At 45.2% G+C, this 16,991-nt stretch carries 17 protein-coding genes; all 17 read right to left on the reverse strand.

Annotated features, from left to right (window positions below):
- Positions 1–25: 25 nt before the first annotated feature.
- The gene (gene glmU / locus FLM53_RS07915) at positions 26–1,384 is read right to left on the reverse strand and encodes a bifunctional UDP-N-acetylglucosamine diphosphorylase/glucosamine-1-phosphate N-acetyltransferase GlmU (protein WP_176680649.1); all 1,359 of its coding nucleotides are present in this window, start codon (positions 1,382–1,384) and stop codon (positions 26–28) included.
- A gap of 184 nt (positions 1,385–1,568) precedes the next feature.
- Positions 1,569–1,991: a F0F1 ATP synthase subunit epsilon gene (locus FLM53_RS07920; RefSeq protein ID WP_017107532.1), complete on the reverse strand. Its 423-nt coding sequence runs from the start codon at positions 1,989–1,991 to the stop codon at positions 1,569–1,571.
- A gap of 18 nt (positions 1,992–2,009) precedes the next feature.
- Complete coding sequence (gene atpD / locus FLM53_RS07925) at positions 2,010–3,413, reverse strand: F0F1 ATP synthase subunit beta (RefSeq protein ID WP_019825544.1); 1,404 nt, start codon at positions 3,411–3,413, stop codon at positions 2,010–2,012.
- A 34-nt stretch (positions 3,414–3,447) separates the two neighbouring features.
- Positions 3,448–4,314, reverse strand: a complete 867-nt coding sequence (gene atpG / locus FLM53_RS07930; RefSeq protein ID WP_017058793.1) for a F0F1 ATP synthase subunit gamma — start codon at positions 4,312–4,314, stop codon at positions 3,448–3,450.
- Between the two features lie 48 nt (positions 4,315–4,362).
- Positions 4,363–5,904, reverse strand: coding sequence for a F0F1 ATP synthase subunit alpha (atpA, locus tag FLM53_RS07935; protein ID WP_017632647.1), 1,542 nt, complete (start codon positions 5,902–5,904; stop codon positions 4,363–4,365).
- 13 nt (positions 5,905–5,917) lie between these two features.
- Positions 5,918–6,451, reverse strand: a complete 534-nt coding sequence (gene atpH, locus FLM53_RS07940; RefSeq protein ID WP_017632648.1) for a F0F1 ATP synthase subunit delta — start codon at positions 6,449–6,451, stop codon at positions 5,918–5,920.
- A 15-nt stretch (positions 6,452–6,466) separates the two neighbouring features.
- Positions 6,467–6,937: a F0F1 ATP synthase subunit B gene (atpF, locus tag FLM53_RS07945; protein ID WP_128644429.1), complete on the reverse strand. Its 471-nt coding sequence runs from the start codon at positions 6,935–6,937 to the stop codon at positions 6,467–6,469.
- A 58-nt stretch (positions 6,938–6,995) separates the two neighbouring features.
- Positions 6,996–7,253, reverse strand: a complete 258-nt coding sequence (gene atpE / locus FLM53_RS07950) for a F0F1 ATP synthase subunit C (RefSeq protein ID WP_004411110.1) — start codon at positions 7,251–7,253, stop codon at positions 6,996–6,998.
- 50 nt (positions 7,254–7,303) lie between these two features.
- Entirely contained in the window at positions 7,304–8,101 is a 798-nt protein-coding gene (atpB, locus tag FLM53_RS07955; protein ID WP_017632650.1) for a F0F1 ATP synthase subunit A, read from the reverse strand.
- An 8-nt stretch (positions 8,102–8,109) separates the two neighbouring features.
- Positions 8,110–8,499 (reverse strand): F0F1 ATP synthase subunit I, encoded by a 390-nt coding sequence (locus FLM53_RS07960; RefSeq protein ID WP_017632651.1) that lies wholly within the window; start codon positions 8,497–8,499, stop codon positions 8,110–8,112.
- Between the two features lie 192 nt (positions 8,500–8,691).
- Positions 8,692–9,573 carry a ParB/RepB/Spo0J family partition protein gene (locus FLM53_RS07965; RefSeq protein ID WP_017632652.1) on the reverse strand — a complete coding sequence of 294 codons (882 nt, stop codon included), beginning with the start codon at positions 9,571–9,573 and terminating at the stop codon, positions 8,692–8,694.
- A gap of 23 nt (positions 9,574–9,596) precedes the next feature.
- Positions 9,597–10,370: a ParA family protein gene (locus FLM53_RS07970; protein WP_026084427.1), complete on the reverse strand. Its 774-nt coding sequence runs from the start codon at positions 10,368–10,370 to the stop codon at positions 9,597–9,599.
- Positions 10,371–10,384: 14 nt separating this feature from the next.
- Positions 10,385–11,017 carry a 16S rRNA (guanine(527)-N(7))-methyltransferase RsmG gene (gene rsmG / locus FLM53_RS07975; protein ID WP_076654327.1) on the reverse strand — a complete coding sequence of 211 codons (633 nt, stop codon included), beginning with the start codon at positions 11,015–11,017 and terminating at the stop codon, positions 10,385–10,387.
- Positions 11,017–12,912, reverse strand: a complete 1,896-nt coding sequence (gene mnmG, locus FLM53_RS07980; protein ID WP_176680650.1) for a tRNA uridine-5-carboxymethylaminomethyl(34) synthesis enzyme MnmG — start codon at positions 12,910–12,912, stop codon at positions 11,017–11,019. The genes rsmG and mnmG overlap by 1 nt, the downstream gene beginning before the upstream one ends.
- 481 nt (positions 12,913–13,393) lie before the next feature.
- Positions 13,394–13,828 carry an FMN-binding protein MioC gene (mioC, locus tag FLM53_RS07985; protein WP_176680651.1) on the reverse strand — a complete coding sequence of 145 codons (435 nt, stop codon included), beginning with the start codon at positions 13,826–13,828 and terminating at the stop codon, positions 13,394–13,396.
- A 50-nt stretch (positions 13,829–13,878) separates the two neighbouring features.
- Positions 13,879–15,240, reverse strand: a complete 1,362-nt coding sequence (gene mnmE / locus FLM53_RS07990) for a tRNA uridine-5-carboxymethylaminomethyl(34) synthesis GTPase MnmE (RefSeq protein ID WP_176680652.1) — start codon at positions 15,238–15,240, stop codon at positions 13,879–13,881.
- Positions 15,241–15,370: 130 nt separating this feature from the next.
- Positions 15,371–16,990 carry a membrane protein insertase YidC gene (gene yidC / locus FLM53_RS07995; RefSeq protein WP_176680653.1) on the reverse strand — a complete coding sequence of 540 codons (1,620 nt, stop codon included), beginning with the start codon at positions 16,988–16,990 and terminating at the stop codon, positions 15,371–15,373.
- Position 16,991 lies beyond the last annotated feature (1 nt).

Here is a 16,991-nt window from a genome sequence, read left to right on the forward strand (position 1 = left end):
GAATCAAACTTTAGATGTGAGAAGATTACTTCTTCTTCGGGCGCTGCCAATCTGCAATCTTGCGCTCTTTCGCACGGCTGATAACCAGTTCATTCTCAGAAACATCGCGTGTTACCGTAGAGCCAGCACCAACAGTCGCGCCGTTGCCAATGGTAACGGGAGCGATTAATTGGCTATCTGAACCAACAAATACGTCGTCGCCAATGATGGTCTTAAACTTGTTCGCACCGTCGTAGTTACAAGTAATCGCACCCGCACCAACGTTTACGCGCTGACCAATTTCAGCATCCCCCAAATATGTTAGGTGGTTCGCTTTAGAACCCTCACCAAGGCGAGTATTCTTCACTTCTACAAAGTTACCAACGTGCGAGTTGTTACGCATATCCGCGCCCGGGCGTAGACGAGTGAAAGGACCAACAGTACAGTCTTCACCCACTGTAGCACCTTCAATTACGCTGTATGGACGAACGATGGTGTTGTCATCAATCTCACAGTCTTTCAATACACAGCCTGTCCCGATAACCACGTTATCGCCAATGCTTACGCAGCCTTCGATGATAACGTTAGTATCAATCTCAACATCCATACCGCACTGAAGTTCACCACGTAGGTCAAAGCGACTTGGATCGCGTAGCATAACGCCCTGCTTCAATAGCTTGTCAGCTTGCTCAACTTGGTAAGCACGCTCTAAACGAGCCAGCTGAGAGCGGTCGTTAACGCCTTCAACTTCAATCGGGCTTACAGGATGTACAGCCTCTACCGCACGACCTTCGTCGTGAGCGGCTGCAATAACGTCAGTCAGGTAGTATTCACCTTGTGCGTTGTCATTGCTTAGACCAGATAACCAACGCTTAAGATCGCCACCTGTCGCTACCATAACGCCAGTGTTGATCTCTTTGATAAGCTTCTGCTCATCGGTTGCATCTTTTTGCTCAACGATAGCCACTACAGGACCATTACGACGAATAATACGACCGTAGCCCATTGGGTTGTCTAACACGACCGTTAGCAGCGCAATGCCACCATTTGGTTGAGCGTCTAATAGGTTTTCAATGGTATCTGGTGAGATAAGAGGCACATCACCGTACAGTACTAGTACCTTTTCATCATCAGCGAAGTGCGCAGATGCCTGATCAACCGCGTGGCCAGTACCCAGCTGCTCAGCTTGCAGAGCCCAATTTACAGATTCTTCAGCTAAGGTGGCCTTCATCTGGTCACCACCATGGCCGTAAACCAAGTGGATATTTTGAGCGCCAAGACCATTACAGGTATCGATAACATGTTTCACCATCGGCTTACCCGCAAGCGTGTGCAGAACCTTTGGTGTATTTGAATACATGCGAGTGCCTTTGCCCGCCGCGAGAATTACCGCGCTAAACTTCATTGTAAACCTATCCAACGTTATTTTTATTAAGCCGATATTGTAACCGTTTTTGGGCAAAAAATTAAATCGTAATAACCATTTAACCGTTAGTGATATGTAAAAGGAGCATTTTTAAGAATCCCAAAAACGCAAAAAGGCGACCCGTAGGTCGCCTTTATCTCAGAATCGGTCATCTTATAAAAGATTAACGACGCTGTTTTGTCAGTTCGATAACTCGTAACTGAGCAATGGCTTTAGCCAGTTCACCGGCCGCTTGTGCGAAGTCTATGTCGCCATGCTGATTTTGGATATTCTCCACAGCCTTGCGCTTAGCTTCTTCCGCCTTTGCTGCGTCTAGTTCTTCACCACGGATAGCTGTATCAGCCAGTACAGTCGCTGTACCAGGCTGAACTTCTACCATACCACCAGAAACATAAATGATTTCTTCGTGGCCGTGCTGCTTAACAATACGCACCATACCAGGCTTGATAGCGGTCAGCAGTGGAGTGTGACCATGGAAAATACCAAGTTCACCCTCACTACCGGTCACCTGAAACGTCTCAACAAGACCAGAGAAAAGTTGTTTCTCTGCACTTACAACGTCTAGGTGAAAGGTTATTGCTGCCATATCGCCTCCTAGTTAGCCTTATAGCTTCTTAGCATTCTCAATAGCTTCGTCAATTGCACCACAGTACATGAACGCTTGCTCTGGAATGTCATCGTATTCACCAGATAGAAGACCTTGGAAGCCACGTAGAGTCTCTTTAAGAGGTACGTAAACGCCTGGGTCACCTGTAAATACTTCCGCTACGTGGTAAGGCTGAGTTAGGAACTTCTCAATCTTACGAGCACGAGATACAACTTGCTTATCTTCTTCAGATAGCTCATCCATACCTAGGATAGCAATGATATCTTTCAGCTCTTTATAGCGCTGAAGAGTAGACTGAACGCCACGAGCGATGTCGTAGTGCTCTTGTCCAACTACCAATGGATCCAGTTGACGTGAAGTAGAATCTAGCGGGTCGATCGCTGGGTATAGACCCATAGATGCGATATTACGGTTAAGTACAACCGTTGCATCTAAGTGAGCGAACGTTGTTGCTGGAGACGGGTCAGTCAAGTCATCCGCTGGTACGTATACCGCCTGTACAGACGTGATAGAACCAGATTTAGTTGACGTGATACGCTCTTGTAGAACACCCATTTCTTCAGCTAGCGTAGGTTGGTAACCTACCGCAGAAGGCATACGACCTAGAAGTGCTGATACTTCAGTACCTGCTAGTGTGTAACGGTAGATGTTATCAACGAACAGTAGAACGTCACGACCTTCGTCACGGAAGCGCTCTGCCATTGTTAGACCAGTCAGTGCAACACGTAGACGGTTACCTGGTGGCTCGTTCATCTGACCGTAAACCATCGCTACTTTTGATTCTTCAGGTTTTTCAACGTTTACAACGCCAGCTTCCTGCATCTCAAAGTAGAAATCGTTACCTTCACGAGTACGCTCACCTACACCTGCGAATACAGATAGGCCTGAGTGTTGAAGTGCGATGTTGTTGATAAGTTCCATCATGTTAACGGTCTTACCTACACCAGCACCACCGAATAGACCGATTTTACCACCCTTAGCGAATGGACAAATCAAGTCGATTACTTTAACACCAGTTTCTAGAAGAGCTGTCTCGTTAGACTGCTCTTCGTAGCTTGGAGCTTCACGGTGAATTGCGTAATGCTCTTCAGCACCAATTTCACCACACTCATCAATCGCGTCACCTAGGACGTTCATGATACGACCCAATGTCTTAGTACCTACTGGTACTGAGATTGGAGCGCCAGTATTTTCAACTGTCAAACCACGACGTAAACCATCAGAGCTACCCATTACGATTGCGCGAACTACGCCACCGCCAAGTTGTTGCTGAACTTCAAGAACTAGACGTTCTTGTACTTCATTAACATTCAGAGCGTCGTATACACGAGGTACTTCACCCTGTGGGAACTCTACGTCGACTACCGCACCGATGATCTGTACGATCTTACCTGTAGCCATCGTTAATCCTCTAACTATTTAGTTTTACCTAAGCTTAAACCGCAGCTGCGCCTGAAACGATCTCAGAAAGTTCTTGTGTAATCGCCGCTTGACGCGCTTTGTTGTACACAAGTTCTAAGTCATCAATAATGTCACCAGCGTTATCTGTTGCTGATTTCATAGCAATCATTCGAGCCGCTTGCTCACAAGCAAGGTTCTCGACCACACCTTGATATACTTGAGATTCGACGTAGCGAACCAGTAGTGCATCTAGTAGTGGTTTTGGCTCAGGCTCATAAATGTAGTCCCAAGCATGATCGCGTTTCATGTCTTCGCTGTCTGATTTAGGCAAAGGAAGTAATTGATCGATCGTTGGTTCTTGTACCATAGTGTTTTCAAACTTGTTGAACACTACGAACAGGCGATCTAATTCGCCTTCATCATATTTCTTCAGCATAACGCTTACAGAGCCAATCAAGTCTTCAAGGCTTGGGCGATCGCCCAGACCAGAAACTTGAGCTGCTACTTTCGCGCCGCTGTTGTTGAAAAATGCTGTTGCTTTAGAACCTACAATTGCAAGCTCCACATCAGCACCTTTCTCAGACCAATCTTTCATGTCGTTCATGGCTTTCTTGAACAAGTTAATGTTCAAACCACCACAAAGACCACGGTCTGTAGAAACGATGATGTAACCAACACGTTTGGCTTCACGTTCCTCAAGATAAGGATGCTTATACTCGAGGCTACCATTAGCCAAATGACCGATCACTTTACGCATTGTTTCTGCATATGGACGAGTAGCTTCCATTGCGTCTTGAGAACGACGCATTTTTGAAGCTGCTACCATTTCCATTGCTTTCGTAATCTTCTGTGTGCTTTTAACACTACCGATTTTATTACGTATCTCTTTTGCGCCGGCCATCGTTACTCTCCGTTAATGGTATGAGGTGGCCCTAAGACCACCCACCAATTACCAGGTCTGGGTTGCCTTGAAATCGTCAACAAGCTTCTTCAGCTCAGCTTCGATTTCTTTATTGAAAGCACCCGTTGTGTCGATCTGTGTTGCTAGATCGGCATATTGACCACGAGCAAACGACAGTAAAGCAGCTTCAAAGTCTAGAACTTTAGAAAGTTCAACGTCTTGAAGGTATCCACGCTCTGCAGCGAAGATTACTAGAGCTTGGTCAAATACAGACATAGGAGCGTATTGCTTCTGCTTCATCAGTTCTGTAACTTTTTGACCGTGGTCTAGCTGCTTCTTAGTCGCTTCATCAAGATCCGATGAGAACTGTGCAAATGCTGCAAGTTCACGGTATTGAGCTAGTGCAGTACGGATACCGCCAGATAGCTTCTTGATGATTTTAGTCTGCGCCGAACCACCTACACGAGAAACTGAGATACCTGGGTCAACAGCTGGACGTACGCCCGCGTTGAATAGCTCAGTTTGTAGGAAGATCTGACCATCAGTAATCGAGATTACGTTCGTTGGTACGAATGCAGATACGTCACCAGCTTGCGTTTCGATGATAGGAAGAGCAGTTAAAGAACCAGTCTTGCCTTTCACTTCGCCGTTAGTGAACTTCTCTACGTATACTTCGCTTACACGAGCAGCACGCTCTAGTAGACGAGAGTGAAGGTAGAAAACGTCACCTGGGAACGCTTCACGACCTGGTGGACGCTTAAGTAGCAGCGAGATTTGACGGTAAGCTACAGCTTGTTTAGATAGATCATCATAAACAATCAGTGCATCTTCACCGCGATCACGGAAGTATTCACCCATCGCACAACCTGCGTATGGCGCTAGGTATTGTAGCGCTGCAGATTCAGAAGCCGATGCAACAACAACAACAGTGTTTGCTAGTGCGCCGTGCTCTTCTAGTTTGCGAACTACGTTAGCAATAGTCGACGCTTTTTGGCCGATAGCTACGTAGATAGAGAAAATACCAGAATCTTTTTGGTTAATAATCGCATCGATCGCCATTGCTGTTTTACCAGTCTGACGGTCACCGATTACTAGTTCACGTTGACCACGACCGATAGGGATCATTGAGTCAACTGACTTGTAACCAGTTTGAACAGGTTGATCTACCGATTTACGGTCGATTACACCTGGTGCGATAATTTCTACAGGCGAAGTTAGTTTCGCTTCGATAGGACCTTTACCATCAATTGGCTCACCTAGTGTGTTTACAACACGACCAAGCATTTCTGGACCTACTGGTACTTCTAGAATACGACCAGTACCTGTAACTTTCATGCCTTCCTGTAGGTCAGCATATGGGCCCATTACAACAGCACCAACCGAATCACGGTTCAAGTTAAGTGCTAGCGCGTAACGGCCACCCGGTAGTTCAATCATTTCACCTTGCATCACGTCCGCTAGGCCGTGAATGCTAAGGATGCCATCGCTTACCGAAACGATAGTACCTTCATTGCGAGCTTCACTAACAACGTCGAAAGATTCAATACGTTGTTTAATTAGATCGCTAATTTCAGTGGAATTAAGTTGCATGCTCCAATCCCCATTAAGACTGCAATGCATCGCTCAGGCGGTCTAAACGACTGCGCGCTGAGTTATCGATGACTAGGTCTCCGGCTCGAATAATAACTCCACTAAGTAGAGTCTCATCTATACTGCAATTCAGCTGAACTTTGCGCGCTAAGCGCTGTTCCAATTTGCTGCTGATATCTGCGCGTTGTTCTTCAGAAAGTTCAACCGCTGAAGTCACTTCAACGTCGATCTCTTTCTCATACTCTTTTTTGAGTATAAAGAACTCTTTGCAAACATCAGGAAAAGCCATTAAGCGGCCATTCTCTGCCATCACTTTAATTAAGTTCTGACCGAATTCATCAAATTGTTCGCCACAAATTACAATGAATACTTCAGCTAATTTTTCAGCAGTCATAGAACCGCTTAATAAATTATGAACATCATCATTTTGTGCCACTTCGGCAGCAAAAGTAAGCATCTGACCCCATTGGTCTAGCTCACCTTTATCTACCGCAAAGTCAAACGCTGCTTTAGCATAGGGGCGTGCGATTGTAGTCAAATCAGACATATACAGCCCCTTGCTTTAAAGTTTTGCAGTAATGTTGTTAAGAAGATCATCGTGTACATCTTTATCGATAGTACGTTCAAGGATTTTCTCAGCACCAGCTATAGCCAGAGTTGCGACTTGTTTGCGCAGGTCATCACGGGCACGTGTGCGCTCAGCTTCAATTTCTGCTTCAGCTTGCGCTAAGATCTTCTGGCGTTCTGCCTGAGCCTCTTCGCGAGCTTCATCAATAATTTGAGCTTTACGTTTGTTTGCCTGTTCAATAACCTCAGTTGCAGTGCGCTTTGCTTCTTTCATTTGCTCAGAAGCGTTGGCTTGTGCCAGGTTCAAGTCTTTAGCAGCGCGTTCAGCGGCTACTAGACCGTCAGCAATTTTCTTCTGACGCTCTTCAATTGCTTGCATAATTGGTGGCCATACATATTTCATGCAGAACCAAACAAAAAGTGAAAAAGCAATTGCTTGACCTAACAGAGTTGCGTTCATATTCACAACAGCTACCCCTCGTTAAGAATCAACTACAAAAATTTAATTAACTATTGAGAGTTAATTAGCCTGCTAGTTGACCAACAAATGGGTTAGCAAACGTGAATAGTAGTGCGATTACGATACCGATCATTGGAACAGCATCCAGTAGACCAGCGATGATGAACATCTTAACTTGTAGCATTGGAGCCATTTCAGGTTGACGCGCAGCGCCTTCTAGGAATTTACCACCAAGAATAGCAAAACCAATTGCAGTACCTACGGCACAAAGACCAACAATAATAGCAACAGCGATTGCTGAAAAACTTAGTACAGTTTCCATTTACGTTCTCCGATTAACATTAATAGTTAGAATAAAGCTTAAAAATTTTTTTAGTGATCACTATCTTCATGAGCCATTGATAAGTAAACGATTGTCAACATCATGAAAACAAACGCTTGAATCAAAATAACCAAGATATGGAAGATAGCCCAAGGTAGTGCACCTACCCATTGTAAGTACCACGGTAGCATTGCCGCGATAAGAATAAACACCACCTCACCCGCAAACATATTACCAAATAAACGCATACCTAGAGATAGTGGCTTCGCTAATAACGAAATTACCTCAAGTACCAAGTTAAATGGAATCATGATTGGGTGATTAAATGGATGCAGTGCCAATTCTTTAGCAAATCCGCCTAGGCCTTTCACTTTGATGCTGTAGTAGATCATCAGAGCAAAAACACCCAAAGCCATTGCCATGGTTATATTTACATCAGCTGTAGGAACCACTTTCAAGTAAGGGATACCTAGCCAATGCTCTGCAGGATATGGTAAGAAATCGATAGGCACTAAGTCCATCAAGTTCATTAAGATAATCCAGCAGAATATAGTCAGTGCTAGTGGGGCAATCAGAGGGTTGCGGCCATGGAAAGTTTCTTTAACGTTGTCGCCAACGAATTCCACTACCATTTCAACAAAACACTGAAGCTTACCAGGTACACCTACTGTTGCTTTCTTAGCGACTGAGCGAAAAACCCAAAGGAATAACATCCCTGTCAACACCGAAAAAAACAGACTGTCTATATGTACGTTCCAGAAACTTGTCTCCTCTACAAGACCAAACTTAGCTAAAGAAAGGTTTTGTAAGTGGTGCTCAATGTATCCGGATGCTGTTGGCGCAGCCATAACTCATCCTATTTTTTATTGTTAATGAAAAGCACTGGCGCAAAGATATTAATACCTAGAACCAGTAAATAGGTCAGTTTGAGGGGAACTAATTCCACCTGCATATACATGTAGACAATAGAGAATAGTAGAACTGTGATAAGGATTTTTAGCGCTTCGCCTGCATAGAACGACGCCGCAACTAACTTAGTTGCGCGAGCTCCACAAAATAGGAAAGCACACACACAAAAAACTACATTCGCGATGACAAAAATACCGCCACCGATTAATGCAGCAAAACCCCAATCAGGATTAACAGCTAAACCTAACCCTATCGCCACTAATATAACCGCGCTAAGCTCGATCAATAACATTTGCTTTGCAAGCACTCGTCCTGGTCTTGCTAACGCCGCTACCATGTATTCGTTCCTCTTTTAAGCCTTCTTTACTACTCGCTTAAAAGCGTGCTGAGAAATTGGCGAAAATTATACGTTCAGCCAAATTGATTGCAATAACAATGCAGCAATCATTTACATTTTTGTATACAAACCTACAACTTTTGTACGAAATTACTTGTTTATTACATAATTGACCTAAATCAATTATCTCATTTAGTACTCTAGTTTAGCAATAAGTTGCTCTAATTTGTGAGGCTCATCAAGAGTAATTGTCACTTTTGACTTACCGCTAACAGAACGAGTAACTGAAACGTTTGCTTGCAATTTTTCCGTGAGTCTTCGTGAAAGTTCGATAGCTTCTGTATCTTCAGGCTTCGATTCAGGTTCAACGTCTGGTTTTAAGCACTTTTTGACAAGTTGCTCAGTTTGACGCACGGTCATTTTTTTGGTTGCCGCTGTGTTTGCTGCTTCAACCTGGGTATCACCCTCTAGCGCAAGCAGTGCTCGAGCATGCCCCATTTCCAGTTGTTTATTGGAAACTAAACCTTTTACTTCATTTTCCAGCTGATTTAGACGTAATAAGTTACTGACCGTTGCTCTCGATTTACCGATCACATCTGCGACTTGTTGGTGCGTCAGTTCAAATTCGTTCTGTAGGCGCTCTAGCGCTTGTGATTCTTCGATAACATTCAGGTCTTCACGCTGAATATTCTCGATCAATGCCATCGCAATCGCGGCTTTGTCTTCCACTCGCTTGATCAGGCATGGCACTTGCTTTAAACCAGCTTGACGTGCCGCTCTCCAACGACGCTCACCAGCGATGATCTCAAACTGGTCGTGTGCTAAAGGGCGTACTACGATTGGCTGAATAATGCCTTGAGACTGGATTGACGCTGCTAGTTCTTCTAGCGCTTCAGGCGCAATATCCTTACGCGGTTGATAAACACCTGGCTTCAAGCAACCAACAGCCAATTCTGTTAGCTCTCCATCAGCAGACAACGCCTGACTATGAGAAGCAACTTGCTGTTTTTCACGAGCCAACGAGCTAGTTGCAAGCAATGCATCTAGCCCCTTTCCTAAACCACGCTTAGACATTGAGCGAATTCCTTTGGTTAGACCTATACTGGGACTTCTTCACGACGCAACATTTCGCCTGCCAGAGCAAGATATGCTTTAGCACCTGCGGAATATTTGTCGTAGTACATTGCTGGCTTGCCATGACTTGGCGCTTCTGCCAGACGCACATTTCTAGGGATCACTGTTCGGTAGACTTTGCTACCGAAGTGTTTTTTGAGTTGATCAGATACTTCGTTCGATAAGCGGTTTCGAGGATCATACATAGTACGCAGAAGACCTTCGATCTTCAGGTTCTCGTTAACAACCGCAGCGAGCTTACTGATGGTATCCATCAACGCAGTCAAACCTTCCAGAGCAAAATATTCACATTGCATTGGAACTAACACGGAGTCGGCCGCAGCCATCGCGTTAATTGTAAGAAGATTTAGAGAAGGTGGGCAATCAATAAAGATGAAATCATAATTATCGCGAATGGATGCCAGTGCATTCTTAAGGCGAACTTCGCGAGCAAAGACTTCCATCAGCTTGATTTCTGCCGCAGTAACATCACCGTTAGCGGCGATGAGGTCGTAATTGCCAGACGTACTTCGACAAACTACCTCATCAAATGGGGTGTCTTCAACCAACAAATCGTAAGCAGTTGCTTCAACTTGATATTTGTCGACACCGCTCGCCATAGTGGCATTACCTTGGGGATCGAGGTCAACAACCAATATCTTGCGTTTTGTCGCCGCCATTGATGCTGCTAAATTAATGCAAGTTGTTGTTTTTCCTACGCCGCCCTTCTGGTTGGCAATTGCTACGATTCTACCCACTATGGCCTCGCTGATTATCCCTGACGCGATAAAGTTACTAGATGACGCTCTCCATCAAGCTCTGGTACTTGCAAAGCTTTAATGTCTGTCACTGAACACCATTCAGGTAACAGGTCGATTTCGTCTCTAGGATGTTGTCCCTTAAGAGCCAAAAATACACCGGATTGCTCTTTAGGTAAATGGTGACACCACTCTACCATGTCTGTCATTGATGCAAATGCACGACTGAGCACTGCATCAAACTTTTCTTCAGGTTGAAACTCTTCAACACGACTTTGAACCGGCACAACGTTGTCGATACCCAGCTCATGAATCACCTGTTTGATAAAACGAATACGCTTACCCAAGCTATCTAGCAAGTAAAACTCGCAGTCAGGATTCATGATTGAGAGCGGAATCCCAGGAAGACCAGGGCCAGTGCCAACGTCAATAAAGCGCTTACCTTGTAAGTGAGTGCTAACAATGATGCTATCTAAGATATGTTTCACCATCATTTCTAACGGATCACGAACTGATGTTAGGTTGTACGCCTTGTTCCATTTATTGAGCAACTCAACGTAGCCAACCAATTGGCCACGTTGTTTTTCAGATACTTCTAATTCAGTCTGGCCAATCAGGTGATCCAGTTTCTCGCGTAATGCGCTCATTATGCTTCCTCACCTTTTTTTAATAGGCCGTGCTTTTTCAGGTAAACCAACAAAATTGAGATTGCTGCAGGTGTGATACCTGAAATACGAGAAGCAATACCAATAGAGTCTGGTTTAGTGGTTGTCAGTTTTAGAACCACTTCGTTAGAAAGCCCTTTCACCTTGCTGTAATCGATATCAGCAGGCAGTTTGGTGTTTTCATGACGCAGTGATTTTTCGATTTCGTCTTGTTGGCGCTGAATGTAGCCTTCGTATTTCACTTGGATCTCAACTTGCTCAGACGCTTGTTGATCTTCCAGTGCAGGACCGAAACGATCCAGTGCGGTGAGCTGTGAATAAGTCATTTCAGGACGACGAAGAAGATCTTCACCACTCGCTTCGCGAGACATTGGTGTTTTTAGGATCTGGTTCAATGCACCGATGTCCTCAGACTTTGGATTAATCCAAGTTTCTTTCAGACGTTGACGCTCCTTCTCCATGTTGTCCATTTTTTCGTTGAAACGAGCCCAACGTGCATCGTCAACAAGGCCAAGTTCACGAGACTTCTCAGTCAATCGGATATCGGCGTTATCTTCGCGAAGCAACAGACGGTATTCCGCACGAGACGTAAACATACGGTAAGGTTCTTTAGTGCCCATTGTTGATAGGTCATCAATAAGAACACCCATGTAAGCTTGGTCACGACGTGGACTCCAGCCTTCTTTGCCTTGCGTAAACAGACTCGCATTCAGACCGGCCATTAAGCCTTGTGCTGCAGCTTCTTCGTAACCTGTTGTACCGTTGATCTGACCAGCAAAGAACAGACCCTTGATAAACTTGGTTTCGTAAGTCAGCTTAAGATCGCGAGGGTCAAAGAAATCGTACTCAATCGCATAGCCTGGGCGAACGATATGAGCATTCTCAAAGCCCTTCATAGAGCGAACGATTTGAACCTGTACATCAAACGGCAGACTGGTTGAGATACCATTCGGGTATAGCTCATGTGTCGTTAGACCTTCAGGCTCAATAAAGATTTGGTGGCTGTTCTTATCAGCAAAACGCATCACTTTGTCTTCAATCGAAGGACAGTAACGAGGGCCAATGCCTTCAATCACACCCGCGTACATTGGGCTGCGATCAAGATTGGCACGAATAACGTCGTGTGTATTTTCGTTGGTATGCGTGATGTAACACGGGATTTGACGAGGCTGTTGCGCTCGGCTACCCATGAACGAGAAAACAGGGGTTGGGTTATCACCGTGCTGAACTTCAAGCTCAGAAAAATCAACGCTACGTGCATCGATACGTGGCGGTGTACCTGTTTTCAGGCGATCAACTCGGAATGGAAGATCACGAAGACGGTCAGCCAGTGCGATCGATGGTGGATCACCCGCACGACCACCAGAAGAACTCTCCATACCAATATGGATCTTTCCGCCTAGGAATGTGCCTACAGTCAATACCACAGCATCTGCGCGGAACTTAAGGCCCATCTGTGTAACCACACCCACCACTTGATCCTGTTCAACGATCAAATCATCAACCGACTGTTGGAACAAAGTCAGGTTTGGTGTGTTTTCAAGAACGTTACGAACAAACGCTTTGTAAAGCGCGCGGTCAGCTTGTGCACGAGTTGCACGAACCGCAGGGCCTTTTGATGCGTTCAATGTTCTGAACTGAATACCTGCATGATCAATAGCTTGCGCCATTAATCCACCCATTGCATCGACCTCTTTTACCAAGTGGCCCTTACCGATCCCGCCAATGGCTGGGTTACAAGACATTTGTCCTAATGTATCGATATTATGAGTAAGTAATAACGTACTTTGACCAGTACGTGCAGATGCGAGTGCGGCTTCCGTTCCTGCATGGCCACCACCAACAACGATGACGTCAAATTTTTCGTGATAAAGCATGAACCGACCTCAGGTATTCAAACGTTTTCTAGACTGATAAAAAGGAGCGATATTCTACCTGTTTTCATAGCCTGAGAAAACGTTTTTGGAATTTTTCGAGAAAGCTGTTTTTAATTAATATAGATAAGATCTTTAAGGAGATCTTTTATTAGATCTATTATTAGGATCGAGTCGTTCTGTGGATAAGTCGAAAATGATCAACGAGATCATGGATCTTTTTTGGATCAAATGATGTGATCTAACTTTGATCAGGGTGAGGATTAACTGGGATCAAAATGGCTACTTATTCACAGGGGTAAATTGGCTTAAAACTTGTTATTTGGATAACTATAGGTTAATCACCGTATATGTATGATCTTATCCACAGAGAAAATCGAAAATAAATCGCTTATTTTCGATATTTTTGAAAAAAGTTATTCACAATCACGATATTTGGAGCCAAAAAAAGCGGCATAAGCCGCTTCAGGGAAGAAAGGAGAGGTTAAAACTGGTCGCTATGATCGTTAAACCAGGCTTCTGCAGCATCTTCAGGTACCGGAGTTTCCAATACATCGATGGTAAAACACGCTGAAATCGGTTTTGCACCGAGGTTTTCCAGTTGGTGGTGGACGGATTTCCCAGCCAAACAGAAGGTATCGTAGCTTGAATCGCCAAGCGCCACGACAGCAAAGCGAACTTGGTTTAAGTCTGGAGAGTGTTGGGTTAATGCGTCGATAAAAGGCTTAATATTGTCTGGAAACTCACCCGCACCGTGAGTTGAAGTTACCAATAACCAAAAGCCTTGTTGTGGAATATCATCGTACTCAGGCTGATTGTGTAGGGTGATCTCATGACCTTGTTCTTCAAGAAGATCATTAAGGTGATCGCCAACGTATTCGGCGCCGCCTAGGGTGCTGCCTGTAATAATGTGGATCATTAAACTGTCCTTACTAAAGAAAAAGGCCAGCTAATGCTGGCCTTTAAAGGTTATTTACCGATACAGAAAGAAGAGAAGATGCGACCTAAAAGATCGTCTGAGCTAAACTCACCCGTGATCTCATTGAGGTGCTGTTGAGTGATACGAAGCTCTTCCGCTAAGATCTCTCCAGCCATGTAGCCTTCAAGTTGCTGCTGGCCAATATCCAAGTGCTCAGAGGCGCGTTCTAGGGCGTCTAAGTGGCGACGACGCGCCATAAATCCGCCTTCATGACCACCAGCAAAGCCCATGCAATCCTTAAGGTGGCTGCGCAGAGCATCAACACCTTGGCCTGTTTTCGCAGATAGGCGGATGAGGGTTGGATCGTTCACATGGCAAATGCCTAGCTCTTCACTGGTTTGATCCGCTTTATTACGAATCACCGTCATACCGATGTTATTTGGTAAACGATCAACGAAATCTGGCCAGATATCTTTCGGGTCTGTTGCGTCTGTGGTAGTGCCATCCACCATAAATAAAACTCGGTCTGCCTGAGCAATTTCTTCCCAAGCGCGTTCAATACCGATTTTCTCGACTTCGTCAGATGCATCACGCAGGCCTGCGGTATCGATAATGTGCAGTGGCATACCGTCAATATGGATATGCTCACGCAGTACATCACGTGTGGTACCGGCAATATCGGTCACAATCGCTGACTCTTTGCCAGACAGTGCATTCAATAGGCTCGATTTACCCGCATTTGGACGACCAGCAATCACTACCTTCATACCTTCACGCATGATGGCACCTTGATTGGCTTCTTGGCGCACGGCTTCCAGGTTGTCGATGATAGCCTGTAAGTCAGCACTTACTTTACCATCAGCCAGGAAATCAATTTCTTCTTCTGGGAAGTCGATAGCTGCTTCAACATAGATTCGTAGGTGAATCAGTGAATCGACCAGCGTATTAATGCGCTTAGAGAACTCACCTTGCAATGATTGCAGCGCTGATTTTGCTGCTTCTTCTGAACTTGCGTCAATCAAGTCAGCAATCGCTTCAGCTTGGGTTAAGTCCATCTTGTCGTTCAAGAAGGCACGCTCAGAGAACTCGCCTGGACGCGCAGCACGTACGCCGGAGATGGTTAGGATGCGCTTGATTAGCATGTCCATAACCACTGGACCGCCGTGGCCTTGCAGCTCTAACACGTCTTCGCCAGTGAACGAATGTGGGTTAGGGAAGTAAAGCGCGATACCTTGGTCGAGCTCGATGCCATCGGCCGATTTAAAAGGCAGGTACTCAGCGTAGCGAGGCTTAAGTGTCTTTCCTGTTACTTCTAGGGCAACCTGAGTCGCCAATGGGCCGGAAACGCGGATAATACCGACGCCACCACGGCCGGGCGCGGTCGCTTGAGCAACAATCGTATCTGTAGTCATAGTTGTGCCTGCTAGCATGTGAAAGCTCAAAAGGGGCGTTCACGATTAATCAATTAGCTGAATTGTAATCAGCTAAAAACAAAAAGGCGACCTTTTGGTCGCCTTTCTTTATCTCTTTCTATTATCGAACTTACTTAGAATGTAAGCCTTTCTTTTCCAGCGCGCGGTAGATAAGCGTTTGCTGAATCAGAGTTACGATGTTCGATACTAGCCAGTAAAGAACCAGACCTGAAGGGAAGAACAGGAAGAAGAATGTGAACATAACCGGCATAAAGGTCATGATCTTCTGCTGCATTGGATCCGTTACAGTTGTCGGGCTCATCTTCTGGATTAGGAACATTGAAGCACCCATCAGAAGTGGCAAGATGTAGTATGGGTCTTGTGCTGAAAGGTCAGTAATCCAACCGAAGAACGGTGAGTGACGCAGTTCAACAGACTCCATTAGTGCCCAGTATAGCGAAATGAAGATAGGCATTTGCAGAAGGATAGGTAAACAACCACCTAGTGGGTTTACTTTCTCTTTCTTGTAAAGCTCCATCATTTCTTGGCTCATGCGTTGACGGTCGTCGCCAATACGCTCACGCATTGCAGTCAGCTTAGGCTGAAGCATACGCATTTTCGCCATAGACGTGTACTGAGCTTTCGTTAGTGGGTACATAGCACCACGAACGATGAAAGTTAGGATGATGATTGCCACACCCCAGTTCGATACGAAGCCTTGAATGAACGAAAGCAGAGTATGAAGAGGTTTAGCAATGAACCATAACCAACCGTAGTCAACTACTAGGTCTAGGTTAGGTGCAGTTTCAGCCATTTGGTCTTGAAGTTTTGGACCAACCCAAAGCGTTGCTTTGAAGCTCGCTTCGTCACCGTTAGCGATAGTTTTGTTCGGCATACGAACACCGATGTCGCCAAGGTTACCAATTACACGAGTGTAAAGGTTGCTGCCTGCTTCGTCGCGTGGGATCCAAGCACTTGCAAAGTAGTGCTGAATCATCGCTGCCCAACCTTGACCGTTTGCTAGGTTAAGAGACAGGTTGCGATCTTGCATGTCATCGAAGCTGTATTTTTTGTAACGCGTATCTTCCGTAGAGTAAGCACCACCACGGTAAGTTGGCATTGTTAGGCTACCGCCGTCATCCATAACGTTTTGACGTAGGTGAGCGTACATGCCGAATGTCGCGTTGTTACCAGAGTTGTTGATTACATCGTATTCAACGTCAATCGCGTAGCTGCCGCGCTTAAGTACGAATGTTTTTGTGTAATCAAGGCCGTTCGCTTGGTAAGTCATTGGGATGCGTAGTTCATCTTGACCTTCAGCCAGCTTGAAGCTGTCTGCTGAAACCGTGTAGCTAGGGCGGTTAGTGCTGCTTAAATCGATACCTTGAGGACCAACTAGACCGCTTTGAGCGATAAATTGGTGACCTGGTTCGTTTTTAAGAAGAACAAACGTATCTTCAGAATCGAACTCAGCAGAGTAATCATTTAGGTTTGCTTTAACGACATCACCACCAACCGTATCAATTGACAGAGTCAGTACATCAGTTGTTACTGTGATAGTTTTTGCAGAAGCAACTTGACCAGGAGCCGGGTCTAGATCATCTGCATAAGATGGCGCTGGTAGGGTGCTGCCAGATTGTGCCTGCTCAACCGCTTGTGGTGCTGGGTTCTTAGCTACGTTCCATTGTTGGAAAAGTAGGAAAGAAACCAATGCCAATGCGATTAACAGGATATTACGTTGAGAATCCATC

Origin of the sequence: Vibrio sp. Scap24, assembly GCF_013394185.1 — a bacterium.
Classification (GTDB): Bacteria; Pseudomonadota; Gammaproteobacteria; order Enterobacterales; family Vibrionaceae; genus Vibrio; species Vibrio pomeroyi.

Bases quoted from the DNA above. Each gene is read 5' to 3' on its own strand.
- glmU (WP_176680649.1), bottom strand. From the start codon at position 1,384: ATGAAGTTTAGCGCGGTAATTCTCGCGGCGGGCAAAGGCACTCGCATG.
- FLM53_RS07920 (WP_017107532.1), bottom strand. From the start codon at position 1,991: ATGGCAGCAATAACCTTTCACCTAGACGTTGTAAGTGCAGAGAAACAA.
- atpD (WP_019825544.1), bottom strand. From the start codon at position 3,413: ATGGCTACAGGTAAGATCGTACAGATCATCGGTGCGGTAGTCGACGTA.
- atpG (WP_017058793.1), bottom strand. From the start codon at position 4,314: ATGGCCGGCGCAAAAGAGATACGTAATAAAATCGGTAGTGTTAAAAGC.
- atpA (WP_017632647.1), bottom strand. From the start codon at position 5,904: ATGCAACTTAATTCCACTGAAATTAGCGATCTAATTAAACAACGTATT.
- atpH (WP_017632648.1), bottom strand. From the start codon at position 6,451: ATGTCTGATTTGACTACAATCGCACGCCCCTATGCTAAAGCAGCGTTT.
- atpE (WP_004411110.1), bottom strand. From the start codon at position 7,253: ATGGAAACTGTACTAAGTTTTTCAGCAATCGCTGTTGCTATTATTGTT.
- atpB (WP_017632650.1), bottom strand. From the start codon at position 8,101: ATGGCTGCGCCAACAGCATCCGGATACATTGAGCACCACTTACAAAAC.
- FLM53_RS07960 (WP_017632651.1), bottom strand. From the start codon at position 8,499: ATGGTAGCGGCGTTAGCAAGACCAGGACGAGTGCTTGCAAAGCAAATG.
- FLM53_RS07965 (WP_017632652.1), bottom strand. From the start codon at position 9,573: ATGTCTAAGCGTGGTTTAGGAAAGGGGCTAGATGCATTGCTTGCAACT.
- rsmG (WP_076654327.1), bottom strand. From the start codon at position 11,017: ATGAGCGCATTACGCGAGAAACTGGATCACCTGATTGGCCAGACTGAA.
- mnmG (WP_176680650.1), bottom strand. From the start codon at position 12,912: ATGCTTTATCACGAAAAATTTGACGTCATCGTTGTTGGTGGTGGCCAT.
- mioC (WP_176680651.1), bottom strand. From the start codon at position 13,828: ATGATCCACATTATTACAGGCAGCACCCTAGGCGGCGCCGAATACGTT.
- mnmE (WP_176680652.1), bottom strand. From the start codon at position 15,240: ATGACTACAGATACGATTGTTGCTCAAGCGACCGCGCCCGGCCGTGGT.
- yidC (WP_176680653.1), bottom strand. From the start codon at position 16,990: ATGGATTCTCAACGTAATATCCTGTTAATCGCATTGGCATTGGTTTCT.